The organism is Pedobacter sp. KBW06 (assembly GCF_003852525.1).
Classification (GTDB): Bacteria; Bacteroidota; Bacteroidia; order Sphingobacteriales; family Sphingobacteriaceae; genus Pedobacter.
Genome location: NZ_QAJL01000005.1, coordinates 67765 through 80047, shown reverse-complemented (window position 1 = coordinate 80047; position 12283 = coordinate 67765). Strand labels below are relative to the sequence as shown.

Sequence of the window (12283 nt, the reverse complement as noted above, 5' to 3'; positions counted from 1 at the left end):
TTTTCAGGGTCTTTTATTTTTCGCTTTATTTGTCGTCTCAGGGATCAGCTGACTCCTCGACGGCCGGGTTATTTCCCTTTACTCAGGTCTTTGATTCTGATGTTTCTGAACTGTACCGGAGAACCATGACCAAGGAAGCCAATATGGCCGCTGTTGCGCATTAATCCAGGATGAGGCTGACCATCAGCTGCACCATTCTTTCTGGCATCAGTAATGTCTGCATCCAGAATTACCGTTCCGTTCAGGATCACTTTAATTTTAGGGCCTTTTACAATTACCTCTTCATAGTTCCATTCCCCTACAGGTTTTAAAAAGCCTCGTTTTGCTGGAATTGTACCGTAGATGGAACCATGATACTGATAAACATGCAGGTCTTTATAGATCGGTGCTTCACTATCCAGGATCTGGAGTTCCATTCCCTGGTAAGCGGCATCTCCCTCTAAAGGGGCCCTGATTCCTAAACCATTGTTTGCTCCCGGTGTCAGTTGAAATTCAAAACGGTAAACGAAATCGCTGAATTCTTCTTTGGTAAATAAGTTACCACCAGAACCTTTTCCCGGTTTCGGACGGATGGCAATGTTTCCATCTTCGATCACATAATCGGTGGTATTGCCCATCCAGCTGTGCATATTGGTACCATCAAAAAGCACTTTATAACCTTCCTTTTTTTCCTGTGCAGTCAATTCAAAAGCTTTCACACGTGGAAGCTCCCTGATGTACAGATCGCGGTAAGCTACCGGAGAACCATGCGCCTGCAATTCGATCTGCTCTTCTGCAAAAATCGCCATGTTCTTATCCCAATAATTTTCCAGGATCACATTGTCCGTTACCAGTACGCCGTTCAGATAAACCGTAACACGGTCACCTTTCATCAAAATGCGGAAGGTATTCCATTCATCCAGTTTATTGTCTGCAACCGTCAGTGGTTTACTTTCATTAACCTGGTTGTTATACAAACCTCCTGAGCCTACCTGGGCACCTACTTTTGTACGTGCGTTGTCCCAGATCTGAACCTGAGGTGTACCGCGAAGGTAAATCCCGGCATCGCCCTCTCCTTTTTTATCATCGATGATTTTCCAGTCTACCAGCATTTCAAAATCACCATATTTTTTAGCCGTAACCAGGTTGTCACCATGACTTGCAAACTGTAATTCGCCGTTGGCAACTTTCCAGCTGTCCAATGCTTTTGCATCTGCCTTTTTCTGTTCTGCCTCCAAGGTTTTGGCATCCATTTTTGAACGTTTAATCGGGTCAGCAACAAGACCTTTCCAACCTGTCAGGTCGGTTCCGTTAAACATCGACACGAAACCCGCTCCTGCTTTCATTTCTGAAATGTATTTGCGCATTCCTTCTTTTTGATAACCGCTGTCACCACCAGTGATGACCGCTATGGTTTTATTCAGCAAGCCTTTAACCAGCTCACCGTTATATTCACCAGCCATTGTAATGTTCATTACTGCATTTGCTGCCGACTGCTGTAAAGCAGCATCATCTAAATATTTACCTGCAAAAACGATGGCGTTGAAACATTTAGCCTGTTCTGTAGCTTTTAAGATCTGATTTTTCTGCTCCGGGCTTTGCGCAACAGCCATGGCATTGCGAAGCAATAACAATTTCTGCTCTGCAGGGGCATTGCTTACTTTTATGGCGCGCAGGTAACCATTAATTGCGGTATTCAGGAAAGCCGGATTTTTTGTCTCCCTTGCAATCCTGATCAATGCTGCAGCAGCAGTTCCATCCGTCCAGGCAGATAATGCCTCTAAAGCCGCCTGTTGCGTTTGTTCATTGCCGGAAGCATAACCATCAGACACTGCTTTTAAGGACTGTTCCCCACCTAAATTTGCAAGGACTTTATAGTAGAGTAATTTCTTATTTTCGGGAGCAGTATTCATTTGCTGCAATACAGCATCTACTTGTGCTGTCTTATCACCAGGGCCATTTACTGCAGCAATAATTGCCGCCTGTACTGCCAGTTCCTGCGTTCCGGAATTTTCATTGAGTAATGTAAACAGCTTTGGTAGATCGTTATTTACCACCACGGCACTTAAAGCGGTATAAGCTGCCTGCTGCACCTGAGGGTTTTTACTTCTCATTTGCGCATAAACGGCATTCAATTCTGAATTTGCAGCGCGCGAGGCAAGGATATTGATCAATGCAACCTGTACCTCTGGTTTTGCAGCGGGAATTGCCGCGGCAACTTTTGCCGGAATGCCATTGCCTTTCATCCGGTTAATCACGCCCGAAACGGCAGCAATATCTGTAGCATCAGCTTTGCCCATCACCTGTAATAAATCGCCAAGCACCTGTTCCTGACCTATATTTGTAGCCGCATTGATGGCAGCCAGTTTTACTTTTTGATTTTTACTCTTCAACAGTTTTAGTATTGCAGGTAAAGCTGCTGTAGCATTGCTTTCGCCAAGCATGTATACGATATCTGCCTTTGCTTCCTCATCAGCCTCACCTAGTTTTTTAACCCATGCTCCGGTTGAAGCAGCAGTTACATATGGAACCGCGAACTTTAATGCCGCCGCACGATAAGTTGCATTTTTGTCGCCTGCAGCATCCAGCAGGATTTGTTGGTTGCCTTCTTTATTCGCCTCTACCAAAATCTTTAAAGCAGCAGTACGAACACGTACATGTTCATCAGCCGAAGTTTTTGCCAGTAATTTTTTACCGATTTGTTCCGCAAGGGTAGTATTCCCATTGTCCAGTAACTGTTTGGCATAAATCAGGTAATCGGCCGTCGCATTGCTGTTTTCAAATTTATAACCGCTTTTTTCGGCTGCTGCAGCAAGTACATTTTCCGAAGAAGGATCGGCAATATAGGCAAGCGCATATAGTGCTACTTTGGCTGTATTTATATCATTACTTACCGCCAGGGCATTAATCGCCGGCGCAGCATCCTTAAAACGGCTGTCGCCTAAAGCTTCAATGATGGAAAGCTTTGCAGCACCGTTTGCCTGGCTCAATGCTTTTAACAGTGTTGTTTTCGAGGCAACCGTATTGATTTTAACAAGGGCCCTTCCGGCTGGATCTGCCAAAAGCGGATCTGTTAGAAAACCCTGTAAACAAGAAATCGCATCTTCTTTACCAACCAGCTCCAGCTGGCTGATGATAAATGATTTGTTTTGCGGATCTGAAAGTTTTGGCAAGGCTTTACAATAAGCAGCAACAGCCATTTTCCTCCAGTTTTCCTGTCCCGGCTGCGTAACATAAGCAGAGAAACCACCAATAGCATATTCCAGCAGGGAATTGTTTCCTTTACCCGGAGCAGTAAGCCCGGTAATTAAAGTCACATATCCCTCTTCTCCCAGCTGGGAGATGTCGCTCATGTTATTTTTCAGCAGTGCTGCATCCTTTGCAGGCATTTGAGCAAGCAAATCAGCGATGCGTGTGGTTATTGTACGTTGGTCTTTTTTCTCCTGTGCCTGAGCTATATTTTGCAGTGTGATTACGGCCAGCAGGATAAAGAATATCTTTCTTATCATTATGATATGTGTAAAATGTGAATCTGAATTGTATTTAATACGCTATTTAATTAAATGGAAAAGGGTGCACGCATGACAGGGTTAATCAACCTGTTTGCACCTTCATCATCAATAAATTCCTGTTTTACAGGATCGAACTTTAAAGAACGTCCCAGTCTCAGCGCAACCAATCCCATATTCACAATATTACAGGAGCGATGTCCATTCTCTTCATTCAAAGCAAACTTCTGTCTTGTTTTAACAGAGGTCACAAAATCCGTCATTTGCGGTGCAGGATCAGGGAATGCAGCCAGTTTCCTTTCCAGGTCTGGTATATCCGATTTAAAGCCGGGATATAATTTACCTTTAGGTCCTTCGATGTAAGGGACATTGGTATCCTTTCCTTCGCCATCTAAAATGATCTGGCAACCATCAGCATAAGTATAGGTGATTCTTCTCCAGGTCCCAACGGCATCAGTATGTTGTTGCGGGGCATCTATTTCAACGGAAACCGGGCTGGTATCATCCTTGCCTAAAAAGTACTGGATCGGATCGATATAATGTTGTCCCATATCACTCAGACCACCTCCATCATAATCCCAGTAACCACGGAAAGTCTGATGAACGCGGTGTTCATTGTAAGGTTTATACGGTGCCGGGCCAAGCCATCTGTCGTAATCCAGTTCCGGTGGTACGGGCTGAGGCGCAAGATTGTCCTTCCCTACCCAATAAAACTTCCAGTCGTAACCCGTATGTTTTCCTACGGTAACCTTTAAAGGCCATCCCAATAATCCACTGTCTACCAATTTTTTTACTGGTTTAACGGTGGTTCCCATTCCGTAAAAAGTATCTTTAAACCTAAACCAGGTATTGAGGCGGAACATGCTGCCATGTTTCTGAACAGCTTCCATTACACGTTTCCCTTCACCAATGGTATGTGTCATTGGTTTTTCACACCAGATGTCTTTTCCTGCATTGGCTGCATCGACAGCCATGATCCCATGCCAGTGCGGCGGAGTGGCGATGTGTACAATATCTACTTCAGGTAATTTAAGCAGTTCCCGGTAGTCGCTAAAGGTTTTAACGCCTTTATCTAACATTGATGTTGCTTTTGCAATGTGCCTGGTGTCTACATCGCAGATGGCCACCACCTGTGTTCCATCATATTCAAAATGGCCCCGGCCCATGGAGCCCACCCCGATTACGGCTTTAGTTAACCGGTCACTGGGTGCAATAAAGCCCGTACCGCCCAATACATAGCGTGGCACTATGGTAAATGCGGCGAGCCCAACGGCAGCCTTTGTAATAAAATCTCTTCTGGTATTGGTTTCGTTTGTGTGTTTTGGTTCCATTGTTAACTAATTGGTGTTACGAAAAATTAAAATGTGGTTAGGTTGTTATGGTAAATATGGTATTACTTGCGGAAAATGAACTGTAAATAAGTCGGTTTGGTTTAGGAAATATAATGACATTTTTTATTTAAGTTTATCAATAAACTGATTTTTTTAATAAAAAAATTTAGTTTAATAAAATTTTCAATTAAGTTGACGAACCTTATCTTAATAAATACAATTAGCCAATGGATCTTTCCTTATTAAAAGACATCATATTATCAGAAAGTAAAAACGATAAGCAGCTTAGCCATAAATACAAAATATTAAAGCATCTCTTTTCCACCGGCTCTTCCTCTATATCGGCGCTATGCGATGCTGTGGGTCTGAGTACGCCAAGTATGCTCAAGCTTTTAGCGGATTTGCAGGCTGCAGGCTGGGTCGAAAAAAAAGGCAGTGGATTGTCTATTGGCGGAAGGAGGCCGGATTTATATGCTTTAAAAAATGAAAGGGCCTTGATCATCTGTGTTGACATTGAGCTGTTTCATACTAAAATAGCCATTTTGGACAACAACTGTAATTTTATGTCTGAGGTTGTGACTGTTTCCCTGCCGATTTCTAAAAACAGAACTGATTTCTTTTCAGTTTTACTTCCACACCTCCAGGCGCTGCAGGAAACAGCTGCTATTGATCAGCGCATGATTATTGGTTGTTATGTGGGGATGCCCGGCCTGGTAAACACAGAAAAGGGAGAGAATTACAGTTATCTGATCGACGATCAGGAAAACCATCCCCTGGTAGAAGCTTTTGAACAAGCACTTAATTTACCGGTAATCGTACAGAACGACATGGCCGGATCAGCCATTGCTGAATTTCGGCATGGACTGGCCAAGGGCAAAAAGAATGCCCTGGTCTTACTGATGGATTGGGGTGTCGGACTGGGGATTATTATGGATGGCAAATTAAGAAGAGGTGCTACAGGTTTTGCAGGTGAGTTCGGGCACATCCCCTTCATCGAAAACGGAGCACTTTGTTATTGTGGGAAACATGGTTGTCTGGAAACCATCGCCTCTGGAAATGCCTTATCGAAAACCGCTAAAGAAGGCTTGCTGCAAGGTAAAAACTCGATGTTAAACGAGTTGTCGAAAGAAGAACTGGAGCGGATTAAACCGGAGGCAATTATAAATGCAGCAAACAGAGGTGATCAGTATGCGATTCAGCTGTTGTCTAATGTTGGCGCCAATATGGGCAAGGGAATCTCTATACTTATACAGTTGTTTAATCCGGAACTCATTGTTTTAAGCGGTCAGATTGCCAAAGCAAAGCAGTACATTACATTGCCTATGCAGCAATCGATAAACACCTACTGCATGACGCAGATCAGGGAAAAAATGGTGATCGCTTCTTCTGAACTTGGCGAAAACTCCAGGCTTTTAGGTTATGCAACGGATGGAATTGACCGGTTTTTAGAGGCCTACCTTATTAAAATAAAAAAATGATGCCAGTGATGAAAGCCTATAAAGTAGCTGCATTTACAAAGGCTGATTCCGGTGGCAGTCCGACAGGGGTTGTGCTGAATACGCCAGAGTTTCCTGATGAGCAGTTACAGTTTATCGCCGATCAGATCGGGCTTTCTCATACTGCTTTTGTGACGGAGCCGACCGCGGAAAGTCCGCTCCTTCGCATACGTTTCTTCTGTCCTGCCGGTGAAATTCTGAACTGTGGCCATGGAACAATAGCGGCACATTATGCAAGAATAAAGCATTTTAACCTGCAAGGAAAACAGGTCTTATGTCAACAGGCAAAAAATGGAATCCAGCAGGTAGAGATTGTTGATCAAAACAATCGGGTAGCGCTCTTTTTAAAGCAAGATCCGATTCAGTTCAGTACAGTGGATCTTGCTACGGTATTGCGGTTGCCGGAAATCCTGGGTATAAATCAGGATGAACTGGACGGCAACCTTCCGGTGGTGATGGCTTCACCGGGTTCAAACAGGTTCCTTATTGGCATCAGCTCATTGAGCATTTTGAATCAGATGAATCCAGACTTTGATCAGCTTAAAATCCTTTGTCAGCAGAACCATGCCATCGGATGCTTTGCTTATTATCTGGATCCACTAAATCCAACAGCAGATATGACCGCAAGAATGTTTGCTCCTGTTATTGGAATAAATGAAGATGTCATTAATGGCAATAGCAGTGGTTGTCTGGGTGCTTATTTATTGCAGTTGAGCGGACAACACAGTCTGGAGATCCGGATCCGTCAGGGACATCTGCTCCATCAGGAAGGGATGGTTCATGTAAAGGTAAAAAGAACGGATGGGCATTTTGAGACTTTTATCGGAGGCGAGGCGAAAATAATAGAGGAAATCAGTCTGGCAATACCATTTTGACTTACGGGAAACCGTAAGCATTATAGTAGTTTTTGAAATAATTTTGCTTTCACTAAATACAGAGAAACAGAATTGAAGACCAGCAAAATTAAAGAACTCATCAGTAATCAATTTCAAACGAATCATCCCTGCCTGCAGAATGTTGATGAGGTTATCGTAATTTCAAAAATTCCTTTATTTTTACCGATTAACGCTTTCAAAAATGTTTGAGGATTATTTAAAAGCCATACTTGCTGCTTACGAATATAAGAAAGTCGAAGGTACCCTTCCGCCAAATTTATTACATCCAACACCTGGAAACTTAAAAGAGGAGTGTCTGATCGTTTACCGGGAAAGATATGATTCTGCCGATGATGATGTACTCAGGTTATTTTTTTCTGCTTCAGATAAAGACAAGGGGTACACCAAAAGTATTCAGGACTGTAACGTAAATGATTTCAGGCAGGTAAAAAAAATTTTAAACAGAAACACACCTAATCCGGGATTGAAGTTTATAGAACTGATAGCCTGGCTGATTGATTTCAAACCAAGACCGAGTATATTATACTATAAGCAGGCTGATAGAAATAAGACAACAAATCACTTAGAAAATTCAAACGTTCCACCGGAAGAAACAAATGAACCAAATGTACCTGCACTTCAGGTTACCATTCATGAGGTCAGTGAACAGAAAACCGGAACGCCAGAGCTCAGCATTCATGGTATACCCGGTCCAGGCGGGCAAAAAACCAAGCCATCAATCCGTACCATTGTCCTTGCATGTACTGGTATTTTTCTTGTGGCGGGTGCCACTTTTTTCCTATGGAAGGACAAAACGCCCAGCACGCTTAACGGCTTCCTTCCAGCCCAAAAATGCATGTACTGGAAAGGCGATCATTATGAACCCGTCGACTGCAATGAAAAGATTACAGCATCTCCTGTAGTTCCTTTAAATATTCGAAAATTAAACACTTTTAAAAAAATCACCTTACCCGATACACTCACTAAAAATTCGCTGGGAAAAGTTTGGTACATCAGAACAGGTAATCAGCGGGAGTACTTTACAGATAGTGGAAACCATCCTGTAGATACGGTCAGGACGTTAAGACCGCTATCGGAATATATATTATTTAAATACATCTCCTATTACAGGTACCTGCTAACGCTGTTACTATGGTCAATCTGTGCGGTTGTTTTTATCGGCTTGTGCAGCATTTCGTTAATCGCTTTCCGGAAAAAAAGACGGAGAAAAATGCTGGCTTTGACCAGTCCAAAAATGTTAGCTTAATTGTTTTTTCTTCCCTCTTTTCCACCAAATCAGGACTCCGGTAACCGGCAGTCCCATGGCGATCAGCCCGGCGAAAAGGGCCAGTATCTTACCTGTCAGCCCCAGTACGCTTCCGGTATGAAGGTCATAGTTCATCGTAACCAGCTTTGCTCCTACTGTAAGCTGACTAAATTCAGTTCCTTTCTGGAGTAATTTTCCGCTATACCTGTCGAACCGGTACTGCACCCGATCATATAAATTCATGTCGCTTTGGTAGGCAGAAACATTCACCGTTCCGCTTTTTGCAGATGGAAAATTATACAGAAAATAAACCGTTTGCGGCGAGGCTTTTAAGGCCTGCCCTAAGATCCGGTCTACCGGCATTGTCCCGGCCAGCTGAGTGGTATCAGACAATACCTTTGACTTCTTTTCGGTTGTCAGTTCAAAGGACCACATCAATCCTGTCAATGCCATGATCAATAAGATCAGGAAACTATAAAACCCGAATACGTTGTGCAGGTCATAATTTATGCGTTTGAACTTCGCATCCCATTTCACTTTGAAGCTTTTCTTCAACTGTTTCCACTTCCAGTTTTTTGGCCACCACAATACGATACCGGAAAGCAGTAAAATGACAAAGCAAACTACCGACCAGCGGATAATGAAATGTCCTACAGTATCCCCAAGCAAGAGGTTCATATGCAAAGCCAGTACCACTGTAAAGAATTCCCGCTTTGCATTTTCCTTATATACGACTTCCCCGGTATAAGGGTTCAGGTAAACCTTATCGTAATATTCATAATAATTCCAGTAGCCAAAACCTTTCTTATTTACTTTCAAGGCCCGAAACATATAAGTGCGGTCTTTGGCTTGTGAGAGCTGCCCTCGTGAAATTTTACGGTCTTTACCTATTGCCTGTTCCGCGACTGACAATAATTGACTCAAAGGCAAACGTGCGGTACCCGCCGGAACTTCTATATAAAGCCGGTCTTTATATACCCATTCTTTGATTTCATCCGACAAGGCATAGATGGCACCGGTAAGTCCGAGTATAAACACCACCAGCCCGGAGAATAATCCGAGCCAGAGGTGTAAAAAGTGTATGGTTTTCTTAAAATTTGAACGTGGCATTTGCTGCAAAAGTTCTTGGCATTTGTGGGCTCAACACCCCTATTCCTGTAAAATATAGTTCGTCTGTTAAATTGTCAACTTTAAAACCCAATCTGTATTTCGGTTTATCATAAAACACAGTTGCGGTTGCCATCACATAAGAAGGCAGAGTGAATATGCCTGTGATTGCAGAATTCCCACTTACATGTTTGCCAATATAATTTACGCCGGCACCCAGGCCAATACCTTTCAGGTCACCACGTGGAATGGCATAGCTGATCCAGGAATTGATCAGGGTTGATGGTCCCGCAAAAGCAGGGCGTCTGCCTTCAAGCGCAGGGGTTCCTTCGATCAGCTTGCTGTCGTTATACGCATAACCCGCGATAACGTTCAGTCCTTCAAGTGGGTTGGCAATCAGCTCAAGTTCTACTCCCTTACTTTTTTGAGTACCGCCCTGTAAGGTCACCGGATAGTTTTTACCGTTCACTGAAATGTCTTCTCTCCAGGTCATGTTGTTCACTTCAATATCATAAACGCTGGCAGTAAAACTTAATTTACCCTGGAACAGGTCCATTTTTGCACCTCCTTCAAACTGGTTAGATTGCTGTGGTTTGAAAGTCGACGAAGCGCCAGAACCTTCAGGTTGTGTTACCGGAGCTACATTACTAAAACCATTCATGTAATTTCCGAACAAGGAAATCCGGTCTTTCAATACCTGGTAAACCAAACCGAACTTTGGAGAGATCGCAGTTTGCATATACTGACCAGTACGCAGATTGTTATTGCGGTTAACGAAGCCTTTGTTCTGGAAGCGGTCTACCCGTAAGCTCAACATTGCCATTAAGCGGTCAGTCAGGTTCAGCACATTGGAAGCATAAGCACCGTAAATGTTGTTTTCGCCATAGTTCCAGGTTCTGGTGGCCGTGCCACTCGGCAGTCTGGCTTCCACTGCAGCGCGGTTGATTTTCGCGTAATTTGCATCTGCAGGATTCGTTCCGTCTACACTGTCGAACACAATATAGGCCGAGCTGTTGTTGTTCACCGTCTGGTTCAGGTAATCGAAACCAACCACCATTCTGTTGCGCAAGCCAAACAGGTTAAAATCGCCCGTAAAGTTCTGCTGTAAATCTTTAGATGTATTGATAGAATATTGCTTTGAAAGCGTGCGTTCCATCATATTATCAGTCGCCGCACGTATGAACTGATATTGATAGAAGCCATCAGACTTACGGCTGTTGATTGAATAAATGGTCTGTGAATTCCACTGATCGGAAATTTTATAATTGACCTGTGCTCTGAAATTCAGGGTCGGGTTTTTCATGGTCAGGTCATTGCTGGTATAAGATCTGTTCCAGTCAAAATTCAGTTCCGAAGGCACTGTTGCCACATACTTACGCGTTCTGTTCAGGAAGATCACCGCAGGGCTTGTTCCTTCCAGCTGGTAAAATCCGGCATTCACACTGATGTTCAGCTTTTTGCTCGCACGGTATTCCAGTGAGGGTGCAAAAAATATCGACTTTCTGAAACCGGCATCCTGAAATGATTTTTGGTCCTGGTAGGCGGCATTCATTCTGAACAGCAGTTTTTTATCTTTATCTACACGATCCAGAGGGCCATAAACATCCGCACTAAGGCGTCTAAGGCCATAACTACCTGCCGTGAAACTTACTTCCCCACCTATGGTATCTACTGGTTTTTTAGTGACGATATTAATCAGACCGCCAAAAGAAACGACTGCTCCACCAAACAAAGTACCGGAAGGCCCTTTAATCAGCTCCACACGCTCAATGTTTGCAGGTTCTACCTCGCCATTGGTTTGTGAAGGAACACCATCCATCAATGCAGCTTCTGATCTAAAGCCACGCATACTGTAATAGGAAGCACCTTCACTATTGATCCCTCTGCTGCCCTGAACCTTATATACACCCGGACTATTTTTCAGGGCCATACTGAATTCAGTCACCATTTGCTCTGTTAGTAAAGTCTTTGGAATGGTAGTATAGACCTGTGGATTTTCCAGGTTTCCCAGTGGCATTTTTGCAGAAGTAGTGGTTTTCTTTACCGAGAACTTATTGGTACTTCCACCATTGATCACCACCTCTTCGAGCTGGTCATTGTTTTCTACCAGCACAAAATTCTGGGAGATGGTTTCTCCCGCAAGTACGGTTACTTCTTTTTTCTGAACACCCAAACCAACAAAACTGGCAATCAGGGTATATTTACCCGCTTCAAGATCTTTCAGCAGGTAATTTCCTTTTGCATCTACCTGCGCACTTCTTAAACCTTTAATGCCTACAGTCACAAACTCAGCCGCTTTTCCATCGCTGGTTCTAACCGTTCCTTTAATGCTGCCTTTACCACCCGAAGTCTGGATGGTTACCTGGGTTCCGGTTACGCTAAGACCTTTAAGCTCCTGGCCCAACAAATCGGATAAAGCATCTTTTAGCGACTTTTGTCTGAAATCCACACTCACTCTCCTTTGTGTATTCAACTGCGTACTGCTGTACGAAAACTGTACGCCTGTTTTATCTCCAAGAGCTTTCAGCGCATCTCCTAATGTTACATTCTTCAGCTGGAGGTTCAACGTTTTTTCCAATACCTGGTTTTGCTGCCCGTAACTGCTATAGGGCAGGTATAAAATACTGCATATAAAAAACAGGAATTTCAGTAATTGTTTCCTTTGGGTACATCTTTTGTACATACTTTTGTTTGTTGTTAAATTAATGATGAATTGATT

Annotated in this window: 7 protein-coding genes; 3 read left to right on the top strand and 4 right to left on the bottom strand. The window is 43.4% G+C overall.

The features are described 5' to 3' along the window. Positions 1–68: 68 nt before the first annotated feature. Positions 69–3488, bottom strand: a complete 3420-nt coding sequence (locus tag DBR43_RS26595) for a DUF1080 domain-containing protein (RefSeq protein ID WP_124586375.1) — start codon at positions 3486–3488, stop codon at positions 69–71. 50 nt (positions 3489–3538) lie between these two features. Continuing rightward, on the bottom strand, positions 3539–4819 hold the full coding sequence (locus tag DBR43_RS26590; protein WP_124586374.1) for a Gfo/Idh/MocA family oxidoreductase: 1281 nt from the start codon (positions 4817–4819) through the stop codon (positions 3539–3541). 227 nt (positions 4820–5046) lie between these two features. Here DBR43_RS26590 and DBR43_RS26585 point away from each other — a divergent pair, with 227 nt between their 5' ends. The 3 genes from DBR43_RS26585 to DBR43_RS26575 all read left to right on the top strand — a co-directional run bounded on the left by DBR43_RS26585 (position 5047) and on the right by DBR43_RS26575 (position 8457). Next, positions 5047–6297, top strand: a complete 1251-nt coding sequence (locus tag DBR43_RS26585; protein WP_124586373.1) for an ROK family transcriptional regulator — start codon at positions 5047–5049, stop codon at positions 6295–6297. An 8-nt stretch (positions 6298–6305) separates the two neighbouring features. Then, a complete protein-coding gene (locus DBR43_RS26580) occupies positions 6306–7190 on the top strand; it encodes a PhzF family phenazine biosynthesis isomerase (protein WP_158622604.1) in 885 nt (294 codons plus the stop codon). Between the two features lie 202 nt (positions 7191–7392). Beyond that, positions 7393–8457: a hypothetical protein gene (locus tag DBR43_RS26575; RefSeq protein ID WP_124586371.1), complete on the top strand. Its 1065-nt coding sequence runs from the start codon at positions 7393–7395 to the stop codon at positions 8455–8457. On the opposite strand, the gene DBR43_RS26570 is transcribed toward DBR43_RS26575, so the two are convergent. Both DBR43_RS26570 and DBR43_RS26565 read right to left on the bottom strand, forming a co-directional pair. Continuing rightward, complete coding sequence (locus tag DBR43_RS26570; protein WP_124586370.1) at positions 8449–9567, bottom strand: PepSY-associated TM helix domain-containing protein; 1119 nt, start codon at positions 9565–9567, stop codon at positions 8449–8451. The genes DBR43_RS26575 and DBR43_RS26570 overlap by 9 nt on opposite strands. Beyond that, the gene (locus DBR43_RS26565) at positions 9548–12247 is read right to left on the bottom strand and encodes a TonB-dependent receptor (protein WP_124586369.1); all 2700 of its coding nucleotides are present in this window, start codon (positions 12245–12247) and stop codon (positions 9548–9550) included. Before DBR43_RS26565 ends, DBR43_RS26570 begins: the two co-directional genes overlap by 20 nt. Between the last annotated feature and the right edge of the window lie 36 nt (positions 12248–12283).